This is a genomic window from Oxalobacteraceae bacterium OTU3CINTB1 (assembly GCA_024123955.1).
Classification (GTDB): Bacteria; Pseudomonadota; Gammaproteobacteria; order Burkholderiales; family Burkholderiaceae_D; genus Rugamonas.
The window spans coordinates 5,584,698-5,607,944 of sequence record CP099652.1; the positions used below are offsets into that span (position 1 = coordinate 5,584,698).

Sequence of the window (23,247 nt, forward strand, 5' to 3'; positions counted from 1 at the left end):
AGTAAATTTAAATCTTACTGATCGATTTTATCGATATCTAAACATCAACCACCGCATCAACCATAGGCAACCACCATGCGAGACCCCGGCCTCCCCTCCCTCGACCAGCTGCGCGTGTTCATCGCCGTCATCGACCACGGCGGCTTCGCGCACGCGGCGCGGGCGCTGCACCGCACGCAGTCCGTCATCAGCTACACCATCGCCAACCTGGAGGAGCAGCTCAACATCGAACTGCTCGACCGCAGCAAGCGCAAACCGGTGCTCACCGAGGCCGGCAAGGCGCTGCTGGCCGACGCCCGCGCCGTTTCGCTCAAGGTCGACGGCATGCGGGCGCGCGCCAAGGCGCTGTCGGCCGGGCTGGAAGCGGAGGTGTCGCTGGTGGTCGACGTGATGTATTCGACCTGCAAGCTGGTGCGTATTCTGCACGGCTTCCAGAAGGAGTTCCCGACCGTGTCGATGCGGCTGCGCACCGAGGCGCTGGGCGCGGTCACGCAACTGGTCATGGACCGCACCTGCCATGTCGGCCTGAGCGCCTGGATGCCCGGCTCGGCGGACACCATCGAACGGCAGAGCTGCGGCTTCGTGACGATGGTGCCGGTGGTGTCGCCCAACCATCCGCTGGCGCAGATCAAGGGCAAGATCCCCAACGAGGTCCTGCGCGAGCACACGCAGCTGGTGCTGACCGACCGCAGCACCTTGACCAAGGGTCAGGATTTCGGCGTGGTGGCGCTGCGCGACTGGCGCCTGGGCGACCTGAGCTCCAAGCACGCGCTGCTGCGCAGCGGCATCGGCTGGGGCAATATGCCGGTCGAATTCATCCAGTGGGACCTGGACGCGGGACGCCTGGTGCAGCTTGAGGTCGCCGAAGGGCCGGCCTTCAGCGCGCCGCTGTACGTGATCCGGCGCGCCGACGAAGAACCGGGACCGGCCACGCGCTGGGTCATGCAGCAGTTTCTGGAGATGGACAAGCAAATCGCCGACGAATACGGCGGCACCGAACACACCGGCGCGGCGGCCAGGCACCACCCGCCGATCCACATGCCCTTCCATCAGCGTTCGAACGACGCGCCGTCGGCCGCATCGCTGCCGGTGATCACCGCCACGCCGGTCAAGCGGGCGCCCGCGGCTACTTCACGCCGGCCGCGCTGAGCTTGCGGCGCAGGCGGCAGATCTCCTCAGACAGATCGACCACCAGCGCGGCGACGTCGTCGTTGGCCTCGAAGTCGCGCTCGATCTGGCACAGGCGGCGCGCCCGCACCAGGTCGGCGCTGGTGAAGCGCCAGCTGACGCAATCCTCCGAATCGCACTCCATCAGGATGCCGGTGCGCACGCGCTGCACCACCCAGTCGCGCTCGACGGCGCAGGCACGCGCCAGCTCCTCGAGCGTCAGCGCGGTCTCATCGATCAACACGGCGGTCAGGGGCGGCTGCCCCACCGCTGCTTCCATTGTCTGTCCCATAGCTCATCCTCCCGCGCGCGGATTGAACGCCATCTCGCGCGCCATCGTTTGATACAGCTCGCGTGCCTTGTCGGTGTTCGCCGGCGGCAGCACCACTTCCAAAATCAGGTATAAATCGCCGGCTTCCTTGCCGGGGATGCCGCGTCCGCGCAGGCGCAGCTTGCGGCCGCTTTGCGAGCCGACCGGCACCGACACGGTGACCTTGCCCGACGGCGTGGTCACGTCGATGTCGGCGCCCAAGGCGAGCTCCCACGGCGCCACCGGCACCGTCTCGAAGACGTCGCGGCCATCGACGCGGTAGCGCGCATCGGGCCGGAACTGGATTTCCAGATACAGGTCTCCCGGCCCGCCGTCGCCGCGCTGGCCCTGGCCGGACAGGCGCAACTGCTGGCCGGCCGTCACGCCTTTGGGAATGTTGACGCTGAGCGTGCGCTCGCGCGTGACGATGCGGTCGGCGGCGTCGCGCTCGGCCACCATCATGCTGACGTTGCGCGTGGCGCCTTGATAGGTGTCGACCAGGTCGATGGTGATGGTGGCGTGGCTGTCGTCGCCGCGCTGCGGCTCGTAGGCGTACTGCTGGCGCCGGCGTCCGCCCAGGTTGGCGAACAGGTCGGCGAAGAAGTCGCTCGAATCGGTGTCGCCGAAACCGCCGCCCGCAGCGCCGCCGCCGGCGCCCGGATTGCCGGTGCCGCCGCCAAAGCCGCGCCCCCAGTCCGGCGGCGGACGGAATTCCTGGCCGGCGCGGAACTGGCGTCCGCGCCCCAGGTCGTCGTAGGCGGCGCGTTTTTCGGCGTCGCCCAGCACGCCGTAGGCCTCGTTGAGTTCCTGGGTTTTCTTTTGCGCGTCGGCTTCCTTGCTGACGTCCGGATGGTATTTGCGGACCAGCTTGCGGTAAGCCTTCTTGATCTCGTCTTCCGAGGCGGTTTTCGACACGCCCAGGGTCTGGTAGTAGTCCTTGTATTCCACGTTGCGCTCCACTCTTGCCTGCGTTGGGCCGGCGACTTGACTCGACAATGATCGAAGTTTACCTCCAATCCGCCATCGCCGCCGCCCTTCAGACGGGAGGGCGCGGCACCGCCGCCACAAAAAGTTGCAATTTTATATCTTATTCATTTGGAAACAGATACTATTTCCACTCAAATAAAACTAGGGAGATTAAATGTTTTCATCAAAACTGAAGGCGGGGATATTGGCGATCGCAATGGCCACCGGGGCCGGCGCGGCGCAAGCCACCACCATCACCTTCGACGAATTCCCCGCCAACGAAACCGCTTTCCTGAGTGGCGGCGACAGCTTCGCAACAGGCGGCTACAATTTCAACATTTCGTCGGGTCTCGTATTTTTCATCTCCAGGACGGGGACGACCAGCATGGACTTGGGCGGCACCCTGAGCGTGACCAACGCTGCCAACAAGGTGTTTTCGCTCGCCAGTCTCGACCTGCGCACAGTGCTGCCGCTGGAAACGAGCAGCGTCAAGCTGACCGGTACCGACGTGAGCGGGCACAAAACCATCCAGACCTACACCAACAGTGGCGCCAGCCGGCCAAACCCTAACGACCTGACCACCCATTATCTGACCGGCTTTGACAACCTCACCTCGCTCGTCATGGAACTCGTCTACAACGAATCGAGCTTCACCAACTTCAGCCTGGTGGACAACCTTGTGCTCAACGAGCAGCCAGCGGCCGCTGTGCCCGAGCCGGAAACTTGGGCGATGCTCGGCGTGGGCCTGGCGATGGTGGCAGGAATGTCGCGCCGCAAGCGCGCTTGAGGTAGCGCACGCGGTAGCAGGACCCGGGACGGCAAGCCGTCCCGGTCAAGCGCTTAGCGCACGCGGCGCACCGACGAAATGCGGTCGCCCATGTCGCGCAGGTTGTCGTAGCGGCCCGGCGACAGCACGATGCACTTGCCGCGGAAATCGGCGTCGTCGCACAGCTGCCAGCTGCCTTCGCGGATGATCACCGAGCCGGCCTGGTCGTTGAAGTCGAGGCGATCGAGCTTGCGGGTATCATCGCGTAACTCGAGCTCGCTCCCGTTGAAGCGCGACTGCGAATACAGCACGATCGGGGCGCCGCCACGGCCACCGCCGCCGTAGCCGTTTTCGCCGCGCCGGCCATGTCCACGATCGCCCCGGTCGCCGCGATCGCCGCGATCATCGTTGCCGCCCACTTCGCGCAGCGACGACAGCACATCGTTAAATCCTTCCAGCTTGCGGTACTCGCCCGGCCCCAGCACGATGCAATGACCGTCGAAATTGGCGTTCTCACACAGCTGCCAGCGGCCCGAGCGCACCCGCACGCTAGAGGCGCGGTCGTTGAAGCCTTCCGAGGACAGGTCCGGGACCTGGTCGCGCACCGTGACCGCCGGTCCGCCGAAATTGTCGTGGGTATAAAGAGTGACTTCACCGGCGTGCGCGGCGGCGGCGAAGACAACGGGAGCGGCCAGCGCGAGGGCGGCGTTCAGCAAGCGGGGCAGGAATTTTTTCATGTTTTTGGCCTGAATAGTAATTTAGCGACAATGTTGAACATCCGGGCTGGATGCCTTGCACCTATAACGCGCATGTTATTAGTTTCGCATACGCAGCACTCCAACTAAATTGCAACCAAATGCAATCGTGTTCAAAGTAGCCGTTAGAATGGCGGACCCCAGTCACATCAGCTTGCCGCTCCGGTCACCGTATGCCCCACTCTTTCACTCTGTCGTCCATCCGTCTCGAAGCCGCCGCGCTGTGGCGCCTGTCCTGGCCCATGCTGATCGGCCAGCTGGCCACCGTCGGCATGGGGGTGGCCGACGTCGCCATGACCGGCCACACCAGCGCCGACGAGCTGGCGGCGGTGTCGCTGGGCGCGTCGATCTGGTCGATCATCCTGGTCACCGTCAGCGGCGTCATGATGGCGATCAACAGCATTGTCGCGCACGACGTCGGCGCGGGCGACCTGCGCAAAATCCCGCACACGGTGAGGCAATCGTTATGGAAGGCGCTCGGCGTCGGCCTGGTGGCCGCCGCGCTGGCCAACGTCGCCACCCTGCTGTTCGCGCATTTATACCTGACGCCGCACGTGCAGCGCCAGGCCGAGCTGTTCGTCCACATCATCAGCATCGGCCTGCTGCCGTTCGCCGCCTACCGCGCACTGTACGGTTACAGCACCAGCATCAACCAGACCTTGCCGGTGATGCTGATCGCCATCATGGGCCTGTGCATCAACGTCTTCGTCAACTGGCTGCTGGTGTTCGGCAACTGGGGCTTCCCGGCGCTGGGCGGGGTCGGCTGCGCCGTCTCGACCGCGCTGTGCATGTGGATGATGCTGTTCGCCATGCTGGCGTGGATACGCTACGCGCCGGCCTACCGCGCCACCTACCCGTTCACGCACTGGGAATGGCCGCACTGGCCCGAGATCGGCACGATGCTGCGGCTCGGCGTGCCGATCGGCATCAGCTACTTCGCCGAGGTCAGCGCGTTCGGCGCGGTCAGCCTGCTGGTGGCGCGCTACGGCGTGGTGCAGATTTCGGCGCACCAGATCGCGCTCAACTTCACGTCGCTGGTGTTCATGGTGCCGCTCAGCTTTGGCATCGCGCTGATCACCCGCGTCGGCCAGTCGCTGGGCGAAGGCAATCCGCTCAAGGCGCGCTTCGTGGCCTGGGTCGGCGTATGGATGTCGCTGGCGTTCGCCGTGCTGTCGGCCGCGTTCATCGTCGTGTTCCGCTACCAGATCGCGCGCGCCTACACGTCCGACCCGGCGGTGCAGGAGCTGTGCGCGCACCTGCTGCTGTTTGCCGCGCTGTTCCAGCTGTCGGATTCGACCCAGGTCGCGGCCGCCTGCGCGCTGCGCGGCTACAAGGTCTCGCGCCAGCCGATGCAGATCCAGCTGCTGGCGTTCTGGGGCTTCGCGCTGCCGCTGGGCTGCTGGCTGGGCCTGGCGCCGCAATGGATGCCGTGGTCGCCGGCCGCGCCGATGGCGGCGTCCGGCTTCTGGATCGGGCTGGTGGTGGGGCTGACGGTGGCCGCAGTGCTGCTGAGCTGGTCCCTGCGCAACCTGGCGCTGCGGCGCGTGCACGGCGCCTGAAATAAAGCGATACGAAACAAAGCGATACATAAGGCCGAAGGAAAGACGGTTTTGCGGGATGGATTCAGAACATTGCCATCTCGCCACATAAACACGACTCTGGTATCGTCTTGGATTGCCCACCAAGAGACCTTCCATGCGCTTTATCCTTTGCTTTCTCGCACTGCTGGCCGGCGGCAACGCCGCTGCCGAAAAACTGACCCTGGACCGCATCCATGCCGATCCGTCGCTGAGCGGTCCCGGCGTGCGCAGCCTGAAAGTGTCGCCCGACGGCGCCCGCGTCACCTTCCTGCGCGGCCGCGACGACAACCAGTTCCAGCTCGACCTGTGGGAATACAACCTCAAGGACAAGTCCACGCACCGCCTGGTCGACTCCAAGATCCTGGTGCCGGAAGAGAACCTGTCGGACGCCGAAAAGGCCCGCCGCGAGCGCGCCCGCACCGCCAGCCTCAAGGGCATCCTCAGCTATAGCTGGTCGCCGGACGGCAAGCAGCTGCTGGTGCCTATCGCCGGCAACCTGTACCTGATCGACGTCAGCAAGCCCGACGCCGCGCGCATGGTCGCCAGCGGCAACGTGCTCGATCCGAAGATCTCGCCCAAGGGACGTTATGTGTCGTTCGTGCGCGACCAGAACCTGTTCGTCATCGACCTGAGCACCAACAAGGAACGCCAGCTGACCACCGACGGCAAGGGCACCATCCACAACGGCGAAGCCGAATTCGTGGCGCAGGAAGAAATGGGCCAGACCAGCGGCTACTACTGGGCGCCGGACGACTCGGCCATAGCCTACAAGCGCTACGACGAGGCCCCGGTGCCGGTGGTCAAGCGCTTTGAAATCTACGCCGACCGCACCGACGTGATCGAGCAGCGCTACCCTGCCGCCGGCGATCCGAACGTGCTGGTGCAGCTGAAGATCGTCTCGCCTGTCAGCGGCGAGATCCGCAACGTCGAGCTCGGCGCGGAACAGGATATTTACCTGGTGCGCGCCGACTGGAGCGCCAACAGCAAGGCCCTACTGTTCCAGCGCCAGAGCCGCGACCAGAAGAAGCTGGAGCTGGTATCGGTCGACGCCGCGACGTTGGCGCAGCGCGTGCTGATCACCGAAACGTCGCCGACCTGGGTCAGCATCTTCGACGACCTGCGCTTCCTGGGCAACGACAAGTTCATTTGGCCTTCCGAGCGCAGCGGCCGCAAGCACCTCTACCTGTACGACCTGAACGGCAAACTGCTGCACCCGATTTCAAGCGGCGAATGGGGCATCGACAAGCTGCTCGCGGTCGACGAAAAAAATGGCCGCGTGTTCGTACAATCGAACCGCGACGCCGTCATCGACAGCCAGACCTACGCGCTCAAGCTTGACGGCAGCGGCGCCGACAAGCCGACCCGCATCACCGACGGCGACGGCTGGCACGACTCGTCGTTCTCGCGCAATGGCGAAGTGTTCGTCGACACCTTCTCCGATCCGGACACCCCGCCGCAAGTGAGCATCCGCCGTCCGGACGGCAAGATGATCAGCTGGCTCGAGCACAACGAACTGAACGCCAGCCACCCGTACGGCAAGTACAAGGACGCGCACCTGCGTACCGAATACGGCACCTTGAAGGCCAACGACGGCCAGACCTTGTACTACTCGATGATCAAGCCGAGCGGCTTTAGCCCGGTGAAGAAATATCCGGTCTACCTGTCGACCTACGGCGGCCCGCACGCGCAGCACGTCGCGCGCAAGTGGGGCAACTTCTTCGACCAATACATGGCGCAGCAAGGCTTCGTGGTGTGGCGGCTGGACAACCGCGGCTCGTTCCGCCGCGAGCGCGCCTTCACCGACGCCAACTACCTGAACCTGGGCAAGGTGGAAGTCGAAGACCAGCTGACCGGCATCGAATGGCTGGGCAAGCAAAGCTACGTCGACGCCAAGCGCATCGGCGTGTTCGGCTGGAGCTACGGCGGCTTCATGACGTTGCGCCTGCTGGCGCAAGCGTCGGACAAGATCGCCATGGGCGTCTCGGTCGCGCCGGTGACGGACTGGGCCTTGTACGACACCCACTACACCGAGCAGTTCATGAGCACGCCGAAAGCGAACGCCGCCGGCTACGTGTCGGCTGGTGTCTACTCGCACCTGGACGGCCTGAAATCGCCGCTGCTGCTGATGCACGGCATGGCCGACGACAACGTGCTGTTCACCAACACCACGCGCATGATCGACGCGCTGGTCAGCCGCAACGTCCGCTTCGAACTGATGACCTACCCCGGCGGCAAGCACGGCATCGCCGGCCGCGCGCCACAGCGCCACGTCTACGGCAACATCGAAGCCTTCTTCAAAAAGAACCTGATGCCCGACGCAAAATAAACCCGCTCCGGGGTCACGCTCCGGGGTCAGGTCCACCATTTCTACACGAACTGATGCGTAGGCGGATAAAAGCCGCGTAAATCGTTGTTAGCGCCGAGGCCGTGTAGCATTGGTGGACCTGACCCCGGAGGTTTTTGGGGGTGGATTGAGCAGCCACAAGAGGAGATTTGTTGATTAATCGATAATGCCCGCTGCGGCGCGTTTCGCGCCGTTTCACTTATATTCCAGGAGGAATTATGGCTATCGATGTCTATCTGCAGATCGACGGAATCCGGGGCGAGTCGGCGGATGAAAAACACAAGGATTGGATTGAATGCAAGTCGGTCAGCTGGGCGGTGAGCCAGCCGAAATCGGCGACCGCCTCGACCAGCGGCGGCCATACCGCCGAGCGTTGCGAACACCAGGACATCACCCTGCTGAAAATGGCCGACCTGGCGTCGCCCGTGCTGCTGCAAACGTGCTCATCCGGTAAGACCATTCCCAAGGCGAAGTTCGAATTCATGCGCGCCGATGGCCAGGGCGAGCGCATCAAGTACTTCGAAATCGAACTGGAAAACGTGTTGGTCGGCACCGTGTCGCCCAGCGTGACGGAAGGCGATGTGCTGTCGGAGCAAGTGTCACTGAAGTTTTCCAAAGTGAAGTGGCGCTATACGCAGCAGAAAATCTCCGGCGGCTCCGGTGGCAATACCGCCGGCGGCTGGGATTTGTCTTCCAATCGCATCGCGGCCTGACCGCAACGCCCGTAAACGAAAACAGCCGCTGATGCGGCTGTTTTTCTATGCGGCGAATGATCGCCTGCGATGCGCTCTCGGCGCTGGATCGTGCGATTAGTTGCGGTTGCCTTTGACGACGTCGTCGATTGCTTCCTTGGCATCGCCCACGCCTTTTTGCACTTTGCCTTCGGCTTGCTTGTTCAGGCCCTTGGCCTGCTGTTCGGAGCTGCCCACCAGTTCGCCAGCTTTTTCCTGGATTTTGCCGCCGATGTCTTTCGCCGTACCCTTAACTTGATCCTTGTTCATGATGAACTCCTTTATCGTTGTTGAAGCTACAGGACACACAACGTGGCGCCGTGTGCATGGATTCACTATAGGCTTCAGCGGCTGAGCTCTCTGTGCGTTCGCGAACGCTGCCACCAATCAAATTTTCCGCCAAACACTGGCCAGCCACGGCTGCTGATCGCGCGGCAATCCGGTCGGCCGATAGTAATGTTGGACAGCGCTAAAACCTGCTGCGACAAGGTAACGTTCCCACGTTTCGTAATCGTAGTAACTGCCGTAGCGCGGGCCGTTCCAGCCTTCGCGGTTGTCGCCACGCGGATTGGAGCTGAACAAAACGCCGCCCGGTTTCAGGGCCGCTTGCAGGCGGCGCAACACGTCCGGTAATGCCGCGCTCGGCACGTGGAACAGCGAGGCGTTGGCGTACACGCCATCGAAATAGTCGGCCGGCAAATCGAGCTGGACGAAGTCCTGCTGCCACGCCTCGCAACCGCTGTAGGCGCGCGCCATCTCCACAAAGCGGGCCGAGCCGTCGACGCCGATCGCCTCGTGTCCCATCTCGCGGAAAGTTTTCAAATCGCGGCCCGGACCGCAGCCCAGGTCGAGCAACCGGAACGGCGCCGGCGCTTCGATCGCGTCGAGCAGCGCGGCAATATTTTGGCTGACATCGTGATCGATGGTGCCGGCGAAAAATTGCTGCGCCGTCTGCTCGTAGTGTTGCAGGGTTTTCTGCGTGATTGCTTCAATGTGATCGGGTTCCATGACGCCAGTGTAGCGTATCGACACGGCAGAAAAGATACGCTCAGGTATCAAAACGCTTCTGTCATTCGGGGAATCGCTATATAGTTAGCCCATAGCAATGCCCCTATGAAAAGTATCGAGGAGATAAAAATGAAACTTGACGCCTTGTTCCAGAATCCGACCGCGCTGCCCACCGCGCCCAAGGTCGTCGAGGAATTGATCAGCAGTTTCGACAAGGCCAGCGTCTCGACCGAAGAGATCGCGAAAAAACTGGCGACCGATCCAGTGCTCAGCGCCAAGTTGCTGCGCCTGGCCAACTCGGCCTACTATCACGTCTCGCGCAGCATCGGCACCGTCGAGGACGCCGTGCTGATGCTCGGCTTCGTCACCGTGCGCACCCTGGTCATCAGCTCCGGCCTGGTGAGCGGCTTCAAGACCGTTCCCGGCCTCGACCTTAAACAATTCTGGCGCTACAGCCTGCACACCGCCGTGTCGGCGAAGTGGATCGCCAAGAAGACCAAGGAAAACACCGACCTCGCCTTTACCATCGGCATGATGCACGCGATCGGCCAATTGGTGATGCATTCGGCCATGCCGGAAAAATCGATGGAAATCGACAAGATCGCCGGGCCGATGGACGCGCGCCGTCTCGATGCCGAGACCGCTTCGTTCGGCTACACCTTCGCCGATGTCGGCGCCGAGCTGGCCAAGCGCTGGAAGTTCCCGGTCGCCTTCTCGGAAACCATCGAAGCCTTCCCGGAGCCGCATCACAATGGCGAGCTCAATCGCCTGGCGGCCGTCGTCTCGCTGGCCGCTTGGCGCGCCCGCGTCGAGCATGCCGAACTGAGCGACGAGGAAATCGCCGCCTGCTACCCGACCGAACTGGCAGAGGAGCTGGGCCTGGACGACAACGCGCTGATTGACGATATGCCATCGCCGGACGAGCTGAGCGCTGGTCTGGAGGAGCTGGTCAAGTAAACCAGCAAGCTTGCTTTAACGGCAACCAAAGCCGCCTGCTTTTGAGCCTGGCGGCTTTTTTTTCGTCTTTTTCAAATATTTTTTCAAAATACCCTAAAGTTCCCGTTCAAGGCGACGTTAATCAGGACATGCGGTAATCCGTTTGCCGAAGATAACTAGCCTGGGTGGGTATATGATTGCTACCGAAGTCCTCTCGATGTACGAAAACATTGCCGGTTTGAGCAAGCAGATGGCCGCCGCCGCGCGCATGGGCGACTGGGATGGTTTGAGCAAGCTGGAAACCCAATGCGCCACCGAGACCCGCGCGGTCGCCACCGGCGTGCCGGCCCTGAGCGGCGCGCCGCGACTGCGCAAGATCGACCTGCTCAAGCAGATCCTGGCGAACGACCGCGAAATCCGCGACATCGCCGATCCATGGATGAACCAGGTACCCGGCATGGCGCGTCAATAAAAACGCCCGCCAAATAACAAAGCGCCTCATCGAGGCGCTTTTTTTATGCCCAAACACCGTCGACGAACCGCCGACAACGCCTCCAAAGGTCGAGCCCGTGTAGAAATGGCGGACCTGACCCCGGAGTTGCTTTTTTAGCTAGCCAGCGCGACGCGCAACGACAGCGCGATCCCTTGCGCGGCCTTGGTGATCTCGTCCAGCGACGGGAAGCTCGGGGCGATGCGGATGTGGCTGTCCTTCGGGTCGTTCCCGTACGGGAAGGCGGCGCCGGCCGGCGTCAAGGTGATGCCGGCCTCCTTCGCCAACGCCACGGTGCGCTTGGCCGAACCGTCCGGCGTCACCAGGTCGATGAAGTAACCACCCAGCGGACGCGTCCACGATACGCCGGGCACGTCGCCCAGGTAGGCGTCAAACTGCGCCAGCACCGCTTCGAATTTCGGCTGCAGCAGCGCGCGATGCTGTTCCATCAACGCTTCGACGGTGGCGACGTCCTTCAACAGGCGCACGTGGCGCAGCTGGTTGATCTTGTCCGGGCCGATGCTGCGGATGCCGGCGTGCTTGGTCCACCAGGCGATGTTGGCCGGCGATGCGGCCAGCGCGGCGATGCCCGAACCGGCCCAGGTCACCTTTGACGACGACGCGAACACGATCGCGCGGTCCGGATTGCCGGCCTTGGCGCACGCTTCGAGGATGTTGGCCACTTCGAGCTTTTTCTCGCCGAGATGGTGGAAGCGATAGGCATCGTCCCACATCAGGCGGAAGTCCGGCGCGGCGGTTTTCATCGCGGCCAAGCGGTTGACGACCTCGTCCGAATAGACCACGCCACCCGGGTTGCTGTACTTCGGCACACACCACATACCCTTGATGCTGGCGTCCTCGGCCACCAGTTTTTCGACCAGGTCCATGTCCGGACCGGCTTCGGTCATCGGAATGTTGATCATCTTGATGCCGCGCGCTTCGCAGATGGAGAAGTGACGGTCGTAGCCCGGCACCGGGCACAGGAAGGTCACCGGCTCGCGCACCCACGGGGCGTTACCCGGCGTGCCGTTGAGCAGGCTGTAGATGATGACGTCATGCATCAGGGACAGGCTGGCGCTGCTGTCGACGACGACTTGCGCGGCCGGCACGTCCAGCAGTTTGCCGAACAGCTCGCGCGCTTCCGGCAGGCCGATGGTGCCGCCGTAGTTGCGGCCGTCGGTGCCGTCGGCGGCTTTGAAGCCACCCAGCGCTTCGGTCAGCGCGTTGGACAAGTCGAGTTGCTCGGGCGCTGGCTTGCCACGCGACATATCCAGTTTAAGGCCGAGTTGTTTGAAGGCTTGGTACTGTTCCTGATATTGCGACGTTGCGGTCATATGCTCTTTCAAAATGGGGTATGGCGTGCAAAAAGCGTCGAATACTATAACCCAGATCGAGGCACCGCAGGCAAAGCTGAGGTAATAAGCTTATTACTATTGCATTATTGATTCGGGCGTCACTTCGTGCAGCGGCTGCGCCTCCTGGGGCTTGCCCCCCGCCTCGTCCGGCTTCTTCTTGCGGAAGCCCTGCCAGATTTTCAGCGGCGCGGCGCCCGACTTTTTGCGGCGCCAATAGATGAGGCCAGCGCCAGCGAGCAGCAACGCGCCGACCACGCCGGCACCCCAGGCGACATAGTTGGTCGGACGTTCGACCGGCTTTTCCTTCTTGTATTTCAGTTTGGGCAGCACGCGCTTGAGCGGCACCGGCGCGGACGCCGAGGCGGAAGCGCCGGCCGCCGAGGCCGAGGCGTTGGCGCCGTGCTCGCCGGCGGACGCCGATGCGGAGGCGGAAGCCGCTCCTGCGGAGGCCGACGCGGAGGCGCCATCCATCGTCGCCGCCTGCGCTTCGCCGGCTTTGCCCGGTTTGCCGGCCTTGCCGGCGTTGTCCCCTGCCGCCTTGGCCGATGCCGCTTCCGGGCTGGCCACCGCCCCAGGTGCCGCCGACGCTACCGAGGCGGCTTTCGGCGCCTCCTTAGCCGTCGCCGGCGCCGCCACAGCGGCCGCCACGCTGCTGCCAGCCGCCGCCAACACCGCCGTCCCCGCCTGCCCCACCTTGGGCGCGGCGGCAGGAGCAGCCGTTGCGGCAGTTGTTGCCGCCGGCGTTGCAGCCGGCGTTGCAGCCGAATTCTTGATCGCGCCCTGCAGCGCCTTCATTTTGCCCTCGAGCTCCACCAGCTTGCTGGACAAGGCCTGGCTATGCGTATCGAGCGCCTTGCATTCGCTGGCGCTGGTCCCGGACGGCGCGCACGCGGCGGGCACGGCCGCGCGTTTGACCCCGGCTGGCAATGGCAACGGACCCAACGGCAGCAAAGCCTGCGCCACCGGCAACGGCACCGCGCTGTCGGCCGTGGCAGCTTCCCGCTTCGCCGCCGGCTTGGCCGCTGCCGGAGGGGATGCGGGCGTGGCCGCCGACGCGTTACGCGGCGTGCCCATCGCTTCGGCTATGCGCGATGGCAAATCCCGCACCGCCACCGATGATGTCGGCCGAGCCGGCGCCGCGGCCGCTGCGGCGGCCTTGAGCGCCCCCGCTGTACCAGTCTCGGATTCATGCAACGACGGCAACGGCGCCGGACGCGACCGGTCCCGCACCGGCGGCGCGGCAGCCACGGGCGGCGCTGCGGCAACCCGCTCCGCCCTGGCCTGCGCCGCGATGCGCTCGGCGTCGGCCGACGTCATCGCGCTGGGCGCCGGCACGGACGCCACCACTGGCGCCGGCGGAGGCGGCGGATTGGGATCCGCCTGCAACCACACCGTTGCCAAACGAACATCCTGCCGGCCCGCCGCGCCCAGCTCCACATACATATGGACGTAGTCGGCGTCGATCGGGCGCGTGGTGGTCACATGCAAAAACTGCTTCTGGTCGCGCTTGACCACCGACATGCGCACCGACGACAGCGCCGGATTCATCGTGATGTTCGCGCCACGGAACACGTCCGGCCGCGCCAGGCGCACCTGCAAGGCGTTCACTTCGTCCGGCGCCAGCGCCACCAGTTCGATGTCGGCCGACAGCGGCTGGCCGATGAACGAGCGCGCTGAAACGTCGCCCAGCTCGGCAGCGCCGGCCACGTTGGCCACGATAGCTGTCGGCGCCAGCAATACGGCGCAGGCCAGGGAGCGGAGCAAATCTGTAAGTGTGAAACGCTGCATAAAGGGTCGCCGGTAACGCGCAATCTTGAGGTATACGGCTATAACGGCAGAATTTCCCGATTTTGTAGCCCCAGGATAATTTTTCCAAACTGCGCTACACTGAAAAGCCCCCAAGTGATGACTTCCGAACAAGGATGAATTATGAGCAACAGAAGCGAACGTGACAGTTTTGGCCCGATCGATGTCCCCGACGATAAGCTGTGGGGCGCGCAGACCCAGCGCTCGCTGGAACACTTCCATATCTCCACCGAGCGCATGCCGCCGGAACTGATCCACGCGCTGGCCAGCGTCAAGCGCGCCGCCGCCCGCGTCAACCTGGACCTGGGCCTGCTGGACGGCGCAAAAGCGATCGCCATCACCCAGGCCGCCGACGAGGTGTTGGCCGACAAGCACACCGGCGAGTTTCCGCTGGCGGTGTGGCAGACCGGCTCCGGCACCCAGTCCAACATGAACATGAACGAAGTGCTGGCCAATCGCGGCTCCGAGCTGATGGGCGGCGTGCGCGGCGAGAGCCGCAAGCTGCACCCGAACGACGACGTCAACAAGGGCCAATCGTCGAACGATATCTTCCCGACCGCGATCCACGTGGCCGCCGCGCAGGCGCTGGCCAACACGGTGCTGCCGTCGCTGCGCCAGCTGCGCGACAGCCTGCACGCCAAGTCCGAGGCCTTCGCCGACATCGTCAAGATCGGCCGTACCCACCTGCAGGACGCCACGCCGCTGACCCTGGGCCAGGAATTCTCCGGCTACGTCGCCCACCTGGATTTCGCCGAACACGCGATCAGCGCCGCGCTGCCCGGCGTGCTGCGGCTGGCCGCCGGCGGCACGGCGGTCGGCACCGGCCTCAACGCGCATCCGGAATACGCGGTGCGCATCGCCGCCGAGCTCGAACATACCTTGTCGCTGCCGTTCCGCACCGCCGACAACAAGTTCGCCGCCCTGGCCGGGCACGACGCGCTGCTGTCGGCGCATGGCGCGCTCAAAACCCTGGCGGCCGCGCTGATGAAGATCGCCAACGACGTGCGCTGGATGGCCTCCGGTCCGCGCTCGGGCCTGGGCGAGATCACCATCCCCGAGAACGAGCCGGGCAGCTCTATCATGCCGGGCAAGGTCAACCCGACCCAGTGCGAGGCGGTCACCATGCTGTGCTGCCAGGTGTTCGGCAACGATGTCGCCATCACGATGGGCGGCGCTTCGGGCAATTTCGAGCTGAACGTCTACAAGCCGCTGATCGCGCACAACTTCCTGCAAAGCGCGCGCCTGCTGGCCGACGGCATGCGCAGCTTCGAGGAACATTGCGTCCATGGGATAGAGCCGAATCGCGGCCGCATCGCCGAACTGATGGAGCGTTCGCTGATGCTGGTGACGGCGCTGGCGCCGCACATCGGCTACGACAAGGCGGCGTCGATCGCCAAAAAGGCGCAGCATGAAGGGACCACGTTGAAGGAAGCGTCGCTGGCGCTGGGTTACGTGACGGCCGAGCAATTCGACGAGTGGATCGTACCGCTGGACATGACGCGTCCGAACGCCAAGGGCTAGTCAAAATCCACGGATACACGCAGGGCGGATGAGCGCAGCGTAATCCGCCAAGCTCCGCTAGCGGCCTGATCAGAAACCGTACGAGTAGCGCACGCCGGTCAACACATCCGGCGCGGCGTTCGCATCGTGCCCTGGATTCACGCGCAGCATCACCGCGCCGGTCAGCTTGCCCATCTTGCCGGCCTTGCCGACCATGGTGGTGTAGCCGAACTCCAGATCCCGCTCGGTGGCGGTGGGCCGCATATTCAGGGTCGGCGCGCCGAACTCCTGTGCGCCGGCGTAGCTGACGCGGGTGTCGCCGTCGGCGTTCTGCATCGAACCGGTGCGCACCTTGGCAGGCACCGACACGGTCACCGCCAAGCGGTCCCGGGACGAAAAAATCTGCCTTGTCGCCACGCCGACGCTGTACGCCATCGTCCGTACCGACGATACCTGCGCCATCAAACTATCCGGCGCGCCAAATCCTTCGGTTTTGCCATACGAGGCCATCGCCATGACCGAGCTGCGCGGCGTCAGCGCGTACCCGAGCGACAAGGATGTGAATTTGGTGGTGGGACGGCTGTTCATGCCCCATGACGTGCCCGGCTGGCCACCGCCCAGTGTCGAGCCGGTCTCGCGCAGCAAGCCGAAGGTCACGATGCCGACCGCGCGCCCGGTCTTCTTTTCGAACTCGGCGCTGCTCAGGTAGCGCCGGCTGCGCTCGTTCAACATCGGACCGAGCGGATCGAGCAGGGACAGGTTCTCCGGCAAGGCGCCAAAGTGCAGGCGCGGCGCACCAGCGAACGCGGCATAACGGCGCGCGCCATCGGTCTGCAATTGGTCGATCATTGCCGACTGCCGGTCGGCGGCGTCGAACAGCAGCGTGGAATTGGCGCGCGCTTCGAACGCCGGAGTGGCTTGCTGCTGCGTAAAAGGATCGGATGCAGCCGCGCCAGCCGCTGTCGAGAGCGGGGAGACGATTACCAGCATGGTCAGGGAAAGCTTATTCATGATGCTGCTCGGTAAGACATCCGTAAGACACATCGCACTGCTCAAATATTCGGCAGTCACTTCAGGATAACATTTTTTTTCGGGGTGACAACCCGATTCGTTGGGGTAAACTGCGCGGCTGTCGGAATGCCGCTACACTATCTGAAGTGACGTCGGCGCCGGGTTTATATCATGGCAACAGAGGATAAAATGCAAAAAGTAAGCTTTGAATTGAACGGTGAATTTGTGGAACTGAACCAGCTCTTGAAGCTGGTCGGATTGTGTGACAGCGGCGGCGCCGGCAAGATGATGGTGGCCAGCGGCGCGGTCAAAGTCGATGGCAAGCAAGAGTTGCGCAAGACCGCCAAAATCCGCGCCGGCCAGCGGGTCAGCGTCGGCGACGTCAACATCAGCATTGACGCGGTGTAATTTCCTCTTGCTTTTAAGCAATAACGTACTAATCTGTAAGCGCAGCCGAGAAAACGCTGCAGACGGGGGTGAGCGTGTTTGATTACGCGCAAACCGACTGGCGATATCGTAGTTATATTGGGATTGCTTGCCACCCGGCTTTTTCAACTAGTTTCTTTTCGATCATGGGGGACGTCATGGACGGTCCTGAACCACATAGCCCAACTCAGGAAAAACTGCTCGACGATCTGCGCCAGGTGATAGAAAACGCCGAGGAGCTGCTCAAGAACACGAATCAATACCACGGTTCGCTGTACCAGGGCGCCCGCGCCAAGCTGGCGCAGGCGTTGTTGACCGCGACCGAGGAACTGGCCAGGTTCGAAGACGTCCAGATCGGCCGCATGATCGAGCTGACCGCCGCGGCCAACAAACTGCACCGCGATTTGACGGGCGAAGCCAAGCTGCTGCGCGCGTTCAAGCCCGGCAACTGATATTGCTCAGGCAAATTCGGCCACCCCTCTATCCCTCTATTTCGACGATCAGCGCGTGCGCCAGCCATAGTTGTAGATTGCCGGCCACGTCGAAGGCTTCGTCGATGTCGAACGCGGCGTCCAGCGCGGCGCCGAAATCCCTCCCCTCCCCCAGTGCCCGCAGCGCGGCGTGACCGGCGCCGCCGAGCGGAACCACCTGTGTTTTCCAGGCCGGACGCGCGACCACGCCATGACTTGGCGCCGCCATTTGTTCGGGGAAACCGATCCCGCTGTCTGGCTGGTGCGCCTGCCACAGCGGAATCACGGCCCACTCCGACGACACCAGCCGGCAGGCCGGATGCAATGTCATCCGCGCCGTCTCCATTTGTTCGGGCGACAAGGCGGCCAGCCGCTGCGCGGTGACGCCCCGGGCCGCCGGCGCGTAGTGCGCGCGGTGCAGCGCCCACTCCAGCGCCGCCATGTCGGGCAGGTAGGGATAGTCGGCCACATGCGGAAAGTGGCGCAGGAACGTGTCGAAGTCGGCGCCAAAACGGTTGAGGTCGCCGCTGGTGGACGGATGGGCACGTCCATAGGCCTTGCTCAGGCCGCTAAAGAACTCCTCCCCCACCAGCATCCGCACCACCGGATACGCGGACGACAAGGTCTTGTCCCAGGTCGCGCTCAGGTTGCCGCGATAGAGCGCGAAGCGGTGCGCGTTGTCGCCGCCCTTGAATTGCCATAACGCGTGCGGCGCCTGGGCGGAGTCGAGCAGCGCAGCGGCGAACTGCTGCTGGCTCGCGGCAAGTTCGGGGGCATCCGCCTCCGCAGCGCCCGGCGCCGCCACGCGCGACGGCGCCGCAGGCCTGGCGACATAGCGGCGGTGCAGCGCCTCGGCCTTGGCGGCCTCTTCCAGCAGCACCTCGACAGGCGGGATATCGGTATCCCACTCGATCAGCGTCGGCACGGCGCCGAAGCGTTCCAGCGCCGCCTCGTACAGCCGCCAGACGGGGTCGGCCACCTCCGCACCATGGTGATCGATGACTGCCCCGGGCGTCACCAGGTGGCCGGCCAGATGCATTTCGCCGACGGTGCCGGGCGCGATCGCGGCCATGGCGGCCAGCGCGTCCTCGCCGTGGTTGCACTGATTGACGTAGAGGTTGTTGATATCGAGCAGCAGGCCGCATCCGGTGCGCGCGGCCAGCGCCGCCATGAACTCCGCCTCGCTCATCGCATCGCGGCGAAACCGTACGTAGGTAGAAACGTTTTCCAGCAGCAGCTGGCGTTTGAGCGTGTCCTGCACGCGGCTCACGCGCGCGCTCAGCAGGTCGAGCGCGGCATGGTCCAGCATCAGCGGCAAGAGATCGTTGAGATGGCGGTCGCCGACGGCGCCCCAGCACAGGTGTTCGGACACCAGCACCGGTTCGACCCGTTCCACCAGGCTGCGCACGCCCTCCAGATGATGGTCTGAAAAGCCGCGCGCCGAGCCCAGTCCCAGGCCGACGCCGTGCAGGCTGATCGGATAATCGCGCCGCAGTTGCTCCAGCACGTGGTTATCCCAGCCGGCTTGATCGAGGTAATTTTCAGTATGGACCTCGAGCCAGGCGGCGCGCGGCCGCTGCTCGAGAAACTGGCGATAGTGCGGCGCCCGCAAGCCGACGCCGACGCCAGGCTTCGGCTCCGGCAGGCGTGGCGGCGGCATGGCTCCGCTGTTTGCCACGATTGCTATGCGCGTCCCGCCGCGATTACTTGGCTGGTGGCGTGGTTTTGCCGCCGGCTTTTTCGCAGGTGCCTTTTGCCACGTATTTCCACTCGGTCGCCGCGTTGTCGACCTTGGACTGGCCGGCGCACGAGTGCGTGCCATTGGCGGCGGCGCAATCGTTTTGACCGGCCTTGGCGATGCCGAAGCACTTCTCTTTCGGCGTATCTTGGTCGACGGCGGCGGCCGTGACGCAGACGGTGGCCAGGGCGGCGGCGATCAGGGCTTGACGTTTGTTCATGGTAAGTCTCCTCGAATGGATGGTTAAATTCAGAATCGCAGCGTACCAGCAATAACGTCTATACGCTTGTTTCTGTTGACCGGATTCAAATCGAGGAGAGGCACAACCGCCGCTCAGGCGGTTGTATTGATGGTGTTACCCAGGTTGGAAGGCAATCTCGGCGCCGACGGCACCGGAGGAATGGCTTCAATCAATGCTTGCGCGCTGGAAGCCTGGATATCCTGGGCCTTTTTCAGCACAGCAACGCCGACTGCCTGCTTGGTGCCGGTGTCCGCGATCGAGGTTGCGGCTTGAGCAATACTTGAAACGTCCATATCATCCTCCTTTAAGGGGTATCCCTTGTTTTACGGACGATTCGAAAAGAACTTTAGCCTTCCGTCGATTTATTTTGACGTTTTTTCTCGACGTGGGCCAGCAGCCAGGCCAACACCTCGGCGGGCGCGTTCAGGTCCAGCCATACGGTGCCGGGCAACAAATCGGCGGGCCGGGGCAAGTCCGAGGCAACCGCGAGGACATGCGGATCGAGCGGATACAGCGGCGCGCGGCCCTGCTCGGCACGGTAGACTTCCAGCTTGTCGATCGGATAAGTCTTGAACCCTTCGAGCAGCGTCAGGTCGGCCGGCGACAGGCGGTCCAGCTGTTCCTGCAAGGTCGGTTCGGGCGCGCCGCGCAGTTCGCGGATGATCGCCACGCGGAACGGCGACGCCACCATGACTTCGGCGGCGCCGGCCATGCGCAGGCGGGCGCTGTCCTTCCGCGGCGGCTCCAGTTCCAGGTCATGGTGGCTGTGCTTGATCACATTGACCTTCAGCCCCTGCGCCGCCAGCCGGGCGATCAGGAATTCCAGCAACGTGGTCTTACCGCTGCCGGACGTCCCGACGACGCCCAGAACATTGCGCAGATGCGCGGAACTCTCGTGCTGCATTGATCGACCTCTCTCTACCCCAAGCTGTTACCGCCATTATACGCAGCAACATTTAAGGACGTAGCGAGGCTTTCGGCCAGGTGTTAATTGTCGCTCTTCTGGTTGAAGACGTCGTTGCGCGAATGGCCGTTGGCCAGCAGGACCAGGCCCAGGCATATCAGCCCGGCGCCGTAGCCCAGCGGTTCGGGCTGGGTATCGATTTCCGCCGCCTGGGCGCGTGGCATGGCGAAGGCGGCGGCTATCAGGAAAGGCAACAGTTTGAGATGTTTCATGATATTCCCCATGCATTGTTTTCAATGATAAGAAAATATCACTACGAAGTGACAAGTTGATGACAGATCAATACGGAACGCGGTAGCGATAGCCTTTGAAATTGAACACGGCTTCCTTGGGATTCAGCTTTTCCAGTTTCAAGCCGGGGGCGACCTCATCACCCTCGCGGCGCAGCACCTTGTCGATCAGCAGCAGGCGATCGGACGGGTTCTTGGAATAGATGTAACCGCCGACGGCGACCTGTGGAATCGAGCGCTGGATGGGTTCGGGGAGATCGCGCAGATTCTGGACGGGCTCCTCGAACGCGACGGCCGGCTTGGACGGAGCGGGCGGCGCGGCCGAGGGGTTGGCGTTGGCGGCTGGCGCAGGCGCGGCGGGCATCGTCTGCGGATCCGCGTGCTTGCGCGGCGCCGGCGTCAGGGTGGCGACAGGCGGTGGCAGCGCGGCGACGGGCGCCGGCAATGGCGCGGAATTGTCGGCGACAACCTGGACCGGAGTTTGCGTGGCGAAGACCGGAGCCGCCGGAGCGTCGGCTGGCGCGGCGGCCGGTTTCAAGACAATGAACAACAACGCGGCAATCACAACGCTCATGGCCACTATCACCAGCAGCAACGGCTTTTTAAGACGCGCGGCCGCCGACGAGCGGTCCATCGATTGCAGCGTCGGCGCGTGCAGGGTCGGCGAGTTGCCGAGTTGACGCTCCGCCTGCGCTTTTTTCAGCGCTTCCAAAATATAGGACATATTATTTCCCTGCCACGACGTCGGCCTTGCCGGCACGGGCCAGCAAACGTGGCTCCTGTACGCCGCCCAACTGATACAGTCGGATGAAAGTTTTCGGACCGGCCACGCCGTCCGCCTTGAGATGCTGCTCGGTCTGGAACTCGGTCAGGCGGCTGCGCAATGCCGCGTCCAGCGGCTGATTTTCCTGCGGCTTTTTCAGCTCGTACAGCTGCGACAAGCGCTTGGCGAGCCAGTCCACATCGGGACCGTGATCGCCGACGGACACCTCGTCGCGCCAACTGCGCGGCGCGCGCCAGAAGGTGGTGAACTCGCCGCCGAAGCGCGCGGCCAGCGCATCCAGGCTGATCGTCTGCGGCGCGCCGCCGGGTGGCGTGATGATCGCGTTGCGTTTGTCCAGCGCGGTCAGCAGCACGTAGTTGGGCGCGACGGGATCGTCGCGCAAGGTCAGCACCGCCGGACGGTCCAGCAGGCGCAGATCCTCGATGACACCTTTGGTTTGCAGGCAACGCAGATTCAGCCGCGCCGCCGTCGGACAAGGATCGCCGTCGACCAGCGCCAGCCCCCACATGCCGGCCAGCTGGCGCAACGCCGCCGCCTTGCCGCCGCCATCCCCCGCCGCTGCAACCGCTGCGGCCGGGGCCGCCGGAGCCATCGCGGGCGCGGGCGCCGGCATGCCGGCCGCCGGCACCGTCTTCGGCGCGGCCACAGCGGCCCTGGCGGCTGCCGGAGGTGCAGAAGCCGCCTGTGCACTCTGCATGCCCGGCTTGGCATCATGCGCCGCCAACTGCCACAGCACCGCGCTGATGATCACGCCGCCGAGCGCGCCGGCGGCCACCAGCGGCCAACGCGAACCCGAGGCCAGCAAAGCACCCTGCCCCGGAGCCACTTCCTGCCCGGAAAACACTTCCGACGCGGCGCGCCGCAAAATGACCCGCGTCACCTGCGGCTGGTTCTCCACATACGCGCCCAGCAGCGCGCGGTCGCACAGCAGATTGATACGTCGCGGCACGCCCTTCGCCAAGGTGTGCACCAGTCCCATCAACCGACGCGGAAACGGCGCGATCGCCGACGCGCCCGCCACCGCCAGGCGATGCTCGATATAGGCGCCGGTTTCGGCCTCGGTCAGCGAGCCCAGGTGATAGCGGGCGATGACGCGCTGCGCCAACTGCTCCAGCTCCGGCCGCGCCAGCATCGTGCGCAGCTCGGGCTGGCCGATCAGGATGATTTGCAGCAGCTTGCGCTCGCTCGTTTCCAGGTTGGTCAGCAAGCGCAGCTGCTCGAGCACCTCGGCCGACAGGTTCTGCGCCTCGTCGATGATCAGTACATTATTCTTGGCCTGCGCGTGGCTGGCCAGCAAATAGGCGTTGATCGCGTCGACATAGCCCTTGACGCTGACGGCGCCGCCACCCTGCGGCGGCAGCTCGATGCCGAACTCGTCGCAGATAGACAGCAGCAACTCCTCCACCGACAGCTTCGGATTGAAGATATAGCCCAGCTTGCAGTTCTCGGGGATCTGCTCCATGAAGCAGCGGCACACGGTGGTCTTGCCGGCGCCGATCTCCCCCGTCAGCAGCACGAACCCGCCGCCGCTGCCGATGCCGTACAGCAGATGGGCCAGCGCCTCGCGGTGGCGCTCGCTCATGAACAGGTAGCGCGGATCGGGCGCGATGGAAAACGGCGATTGCTTCAGATTAAAAAAGTGGGTGTACATGAAGACCTTGGGAGTGCG

25 protein-coding genes are annotated in these 23,247 nt (G+C 64.0%); 10 read left to right on the forward strand and 15 right to left on the reverse strand.

Annotated features, from left to right (window positions below; translation table 11 throughout):
- Positions 1 to 75: 75 nt before the first annotated feature.
- On the forward strand, positions 76 to 1,149 hold the full coding sequence (locus tag NHH73_24130; protein ID USX25634.1) for a LysR family transcriptional regulator: 1,074 nt from the start codon (positions 76 to 78) through the stop codon (positions 1,147 to 1,149).
- Here the strand turns inward: NHH73_24130 and NHH73_24135 are convergent.
- Both NHH73_24135 and NHH73_24140 read right to left on the reverse strand, forming a co-directional pair.
- A complete protein-coding gene (locus tag NHH73_24135) occupies positions 1,127 to 1,459 on the reverse strand; it encodes a chaperone modulator CbpM (GenBank protein ID USX25635.1) in 333 nt (110 codons plus the stop codon). The genes NHH73_24130 and NHH73_24135 overlap by 23 nt on opposite strands.
- A gap of 3 nt (positions 1,460 to 1,462) precedes the next feature.
- Complete coding sequence (locus tag NHH73_24140) at positions 1,463 to 2,425, reverse strand: DnaJ domain-containing protein (protein USX25636.1); 963 nt, start codon at positions 2,423 to 2,425, stop codon at positions 1,463 to 1,465.
- 193 nt (positions 2,426 to 2,618) lie between these two features.
- On the opposite strand from NHH73_24140, the gene NHH73_24145 reads away from it, so the two are divergent.
- A complete protein-coding gene (locus NHH73_24145; protein ID USX25637.1) occupies positions 2,619 to 3,230 on the forward strand; it encodes a PEP-CTERM sorting domain-containing protein in 612 nt (203 codons plus the stop codon).
- A gap of 53 nt (positions 3,231 to 3,283) precedes the next feature.
- Here the strand turns inward: NHH73_24145 and NHH73_24150 are convergent, their stop codons facing one another.
- Positions 3,284 to 3,946 carry a beta/gamma crystallin family protein gene (locus NHH73_24150; GenBank protein ID USX25638.1) on the reverse strand — a complete coding sequence of 221 codons (663 nt, stop codon included), beginning with the start codon at positions 3,944 to 3,946 and terminating at the stop codon, positions 3,284 to 3,286.
- Positions 3,947 to 4,137: 191 nt separating this feature from the next.
- Here NHH73_24150 and NHH73_24155 point away from each other — a divergent pair, with 191 nt between their 5' ends.
- The 3 genes from NHH73_24155 (at position 4,138) to NHH73_24165 (ending at position 8,601) form a co-directional block, all read left to right on the forward strand.
- On the forward strand, positions 4,138 to 5,523 hold the full coding sequence (locus NHH73_24155; GenBank protein USX25639.1) for an MATE family efflux transporter: 1,386 nt from the start codon (positions 4,138 to 4,140) through the stop codon (positions 5,521 to 5,523).
- Between the two features lie 136 nt (positions 5,524 to 5,659).
- The gene (locus tag NHH73_24160) at positions 5,660 to 7,870 is read left to right on the forward strand and encodes a S9 family peptidase (protein USX25640.1); all 2,211 of its coding nucleotides are present in this window, start codon (positions 5,660 to 5,662) and stop codon (positions 7,868 to 7,870) included.
- Between the two features lie 236 nt (positions 7,871 to 8,106).
- Complete coding sequence (locus tag NHH73_24165) at positions 8,107 to 8,601, forward strand: type VI secretion system tube protein Hcp (GenBank protein USX25641.1); 495 nt, start codon at positions 8,107 to 8,109, stop codon at positions 8,599 to 8,601.
- Positions 8,602 to 8,697: 96 nt separating this feature from the next.
- On the opposite strand, the gene NHH73_24170 is transcribed toward NHH73_24165, so the two are convergent.
- Both NHH73_24170 and NHH73_24175 read right to left on the reverse strand, forming a co-directional pair.
- Positions 8,698 to 8,889 carry a CsbD family protein gene (locus NHH73_24170; protein USX25642.1) on the reverse strand — a complete coding sequence of 64 codons (192 nt, stop codon included), beginning with the start codon at positions 8,887 to 8,889 and terminating at the stop codon, positions 8,698 to 8,700.
- 117 nt (positions 8,890 to 9,006) lie between these two features.
- Positions 9,007 to 9,627, reverse strand: a complete 621-nt coding sequence (locus NHH73_24175; GenBank protein USX25643.1) for a methyltransferase domain-containing protein — start codon at positions 9,625 to 9,627, stop codon at positions 9,007 to 9,009.
- A 129-nt stretch (positions 9,628 to 9,756) separates the two neighbouring features.
- Here NHH73_24175 and NHH73_24180 point away from each other — a divergent pair, with 129 nt between their 5' ends.
- Positions 9,757 to 10,584, forward strand: coding sequence for an HDOD domain-containing protein (locus NHH73_24180; GenBank protein ID USX25644.1), 828 nt, complete (start codon positions 9,757 to 9,759; stop codon positions 10,582 to 10,584).
- Positions 10,585 to 10,756: 172 nt separating this feature from the next.
- Positions 10,757 to 11,035 (forward strand): flagellar protein FliT, encoded by a 279-nt coding sequence (locus tag NHH73_24185; GenBank protein USX25645.1) that lies wholly within the window; start codon positions 10,757 to 10,759, stop codon positions 11,033 to 11,035.
- Positions 11,036 to 11,169: 134 nt separating this feature from the next.
- Here the strand turns inward: NHH73_24185 and NHH73_24190 are convergent, their stop codons facing one another.
- Together NHH73_24190 and NHH73_24195 are read right to left on the reverse strand one after the other, a co-directional pair.
- Positions 11,170 to 12,387 (reverse strand): aminotransferase class I/II-fold pyridoxal phosphate-dependent enzyme, encoded by a 1,218-nt coding sequence (locus tag NHH73_24190; GenBank protein ID USX25646.1) that lies wholly within the window; start codon positions 12,385 to 12,387, stop codon positions 11,170 to 11,172.
- Positions 12,388 to 12,483: 96 nt separating this feature from the next.
- Entirely contained in the window at positions 12,484 to 14,196 is a 1,713-nt protein-coding gene (locus tag NHH73_24195) for a hypothetical protein (GenBank protein ID USX25647.1), read from the reverse strand.
- Between the two features lie 141 nt (positions 14,197 to 14,337).
- Here NHH73_24195 and fumC point away from each other — a divergent pair, with 141 nt between their 5' ends.
- Positions 14,338 to 15,735: a class II fumarate hydratase gene (fumC, locus tag NHH73_24200; protein ID USX25648.1), complete on the forward strand. Its 1,398-nt coding sequence runs from the start codon at positions 14,338 to 14,340 to the stop codon at positions 15,733 to 15,735.
- Positions 15,736 to 15,804: 69 nt separating this feature from the next.
- On the opposite strand, the gene NHH73_24205 is transcribed toward fumC, so the two are convergent.
- Positions 15,805 to 16,725: a hypothetical protein gene (locus NHH73_24205; GenBank protein USX25649.1), complete on the reverse strand. Its 921-nt coding sequence runs from the start codon at positions 16,723 to 16,725 to the stop codon at positions 15,805 to 15,807.
- Positions 16,726 to 16,914: 189 nt separating this feature from the next.
- Between NHH73_24205 and NHH73_24210 the strand changes: the two genes are divergently transcribed.
- Both NHH73_24210 and NHH73_24215 read left to right on the forward strand, forming a co-directional pair.
- Positions 16,915 to 17,133: an RNA-binding S4 domain-containing protein gene (locus tag NHH73_24210; GenBank protein USX25650.1), complete on the forward strand. Its 219-nt coding sequence runs from the start codon at positions 16,915 to 16,917 to the stop codon at positions 17,131 to 17,133.
- Between the two features lie 176 nt (positions 17,134 to 17,309).
- Positions 17,310 to 17,603, forward strand: a complete 294-nt coding sequence (locus NHH73_24215; GenBank protein ID USX25651.1) for a DUF883 domain-containing protein — start codon at positions 17,310 to 17,312, stop codon at positions 17,601 to 17,603.
- A gap of 28 nt (positions 17,604 to 17,631) precedes the next feature.
- Here the strand turns inward: NHH73_24215 and NHH73_24220 are convergent, their stop codons facing one another.
- The 7 genes from NHH73_24220 to NHH73_24250 form a co-directional block, all read right to left on the reverse strand.
- Positions 17,632 to 19,281: a DUF692 family protein gene (locus tag NHH73_24220; protein ID USX29694.1), complete on the reverse strand. Its 1,650-nt coding sequence runs from the start codon at positions 19,279 to 19,281 to the stop codon at positions 17,632 to 17,634.
- A gap of 43 nt (positions 19,282 to 19,324) precedes the next feature.
- Positions 19,325 to 19,579, reverse strand: a complete 255-nt coding sequence (locus NHH73_24225; GenBank protein USX25652.1) for a DUF2282 domain-containing protein — start codon at positions 19,577 to 19,579, stop codon at positions 19,325 to 19,327.
- A gap of 113 nt (positions 19,580 to 19,692) precedes the next feature.
- Positions 19,693 to 19,893: a YjfB family protein gene (locus tag NHH73_24230; protein USX25653.1), complete on the reverse strand. Its 201-nt coding sequence runs from the start codon at positions 19,891 to 19,893 to the stop codon at positions 19,693 to 19,695.
- Between the two features lie 53 nt (positions 19,894 to 19,946).
- Entirely contained in the window at positions 19,947 to 20,504 is a 558-nt protein-coding gene (gene mobB / locus NHH73_24235; protein ID USX25654.1) for a molybdopterin-guanine dinucleotide biosynthesis protein B, read from the reverse strand.
- Between the two features lie 83 nt (positions 20,505 to 20,587).
- Positions 20,588 to 20,776, reverse strand: coding sequence for a hypothetical protein (locus NHH73_24240; protein ID USX25655.1), 189 nt, complete (start codon positions 20,774 to 20,776; stop codon positions 20,588 to 20,590).
- A 67-nt stretch (positions 20,777 to 20,843) separates the two neighbouring features.
- On the reverse strand, positions 20,844 to 21,518 hold the full coding sequence (locus NHH73_24245) for a general secretion pathway protein GspB (protein USX25656.1): 675 nt from the start codon (positions 21,516 to 21,518) through the stop codon (positions 20,844 to 20,846).
- 1 nt (position 21,519) lies between these two features.
- Positions 21,520 to 23,229: an AAA family ATPase gene (locus NHH73_24250; GenBank protein USX25657.1), complete on the reverse strand. Its 1,710-nt coding sequence runs from the start codon at positions 23,227 to 23,229 to the stop codon at positions 21,520 to 21,522.
- Between the last annotated feature and the right edge of the window lie 18 nt (positions 23,230 to 23,247).

Coding starts and splice junctions, on each gene's coding strand:
- NHH73_24130 (USX25634.1), top strand. CDS start 76: ATGCGAGACCCCGGCCTCCCCTCCCTCGACCAGCTGCGCGTGTTCATC.
- NHH73_24135 (USX25635.1), bottom strand. CDS start 1,459: ATGGGACAGACAATGGAAGCAGCGGTGGGGCAGCCGCCCCTGACCGCC.
- NHH73_24145 (USX25637.1), top strand. CDS start 2,619: ATGTTTTCATCAAAACTGAAGGCGGGGATATTGGCGATCGCAATGGCC.
- NHH73_24150 (USX25638.1), bottom strand. CDS start 3,946: ATGAAAAAATTCCTGCCCCGCTTGCTGAACGCCGCCCTCGCGCTGGCC.
- NHH73_24155 (USX25639.1), top strand. CDS start 4,138: ATGCCCCACTCTTTCACTCTGTCGTCCATCCGTCTCGAAGCCGCCGCG.
- NHH73_24160 (USX25640.1), top strand. CDS start 5,660: ATGCGCTTTATCCTTTGCTTTCTCGCACTGCTGGCCGGCGGCAACGCC.
- NHH73_24165 (USX25641.1), top strand. CDS start 8,107: ATGGCTATCGATGTCTATCTGCAGATCGACGGAATCCGGGGCGAGTCG.
- NHH73_24170 (USX25642.1), bottom strand. CDS start 8,889: ATGAACAAGGATCAAGTTAAGGGTACGGCGAAAGACATCGGCGGCAAA.
- NHH73_24175 (USX25643.1), bottom strand. CDS start 9,627: ATGGAACCCGATCACATTGAAGCAATCACGCAGAAAACCCTGCAACAC.
- NHH73_24180 (USX25644.1), top strand. CDS start 9,757: ATGAAACTTGACGCCTTGTTCCAGAATCCGACCGCGCTGCCCACCGCG.
- NHH73_24185 (USX25645.1), top strand. CDS start 10,757: ATGATTGCTACCGAAGTCCTCTCGATGTACGAAAACATTGCCGGTTTG.
- NHH73_24190 (USX25646.1), bottom strand. CDS start 12,387: ATGACCGCAACGTCGCAATATCAGGAACAGTACCAAGCCTTCAAACAA.
- NHH73_24195 (USX25647.1), bottom strand. CDS start 14,196: ATGCAGCGTTTCACACTTACAGATTTGCTCCGCTCCCTGGCCTGCGCC.
- fumC (USX25648.1), top strand. CDS start 14,338: ATGAGCAACAGAAGCGAACGTGACAGTTTTGGCCCGATCGATGTCCCC.
- NHH73_24205 (USX25649.1), bottom strand. CDS start 16,725: ATGAATAAGCTTTCCCTGACCATGCTGGTAATCGTCTCCCCGCTCTCG.
- NHH73_24210 (USX25650.1), top strand. CDS start 16,915: ATGCAAAAAGTAAGCTTTGAATTGAACGGTGAATTTGTGGAACTGAAC.
- NHH73_24215 (USX25651.1), top strand. CDS start 17,310: ATGGACGGTCCTGAACCACATAGCCCAACTCAGGAAAAACTGCTCGAC.
- NHH73_24220 (USX29694.1), bottom strand. CDS start 19,281: ATGCCGCCGCCACGCCTGCCGGAGCCGAAGCCTGGCGTCGGCGTCGGC.
- NHH73_24225 (USX25652.1), bottom strand. CDS start 19,579: ATGAACAAACGTCAAGCCCTGATCGCCGCCGCCCTGGCCACCGTCTGC.
- NHH73_24230 (USX25653.1), bottom strand. CDS start 19,893: ATGGACGTTTCAAGTATTGCTCAAGCCGCAACCTCGATCGCGGACACC.
- mobB (USX25654.1), bottom strand. CDS start 20,504: ATGCAGCACGAGAGTTCCGCGCATCTGCGCAATGTTCTGGGCGTCGTC.
- NHH73_24240 (USX25655.1), bottom strand. CDS start 20,776: ATGAAACATCTCAAACTGTTGCCTTTCCTGATAGCCGCCGCCTTCGCC.
- NHH73_24245 (USX25656.1), bottom strand. CDS start 21,518: ATGTCCTATATTTTGGAAGCGCTGAAAAAAGCGCAGGCGGAGCGTCAA.
- NHH73_24250 (USX25657.1), bottom strand. CDS start 23,229: ATGTACACCCACTTTTTTAATCTGAAGCAATCGCCGTTTTCCATCGCG.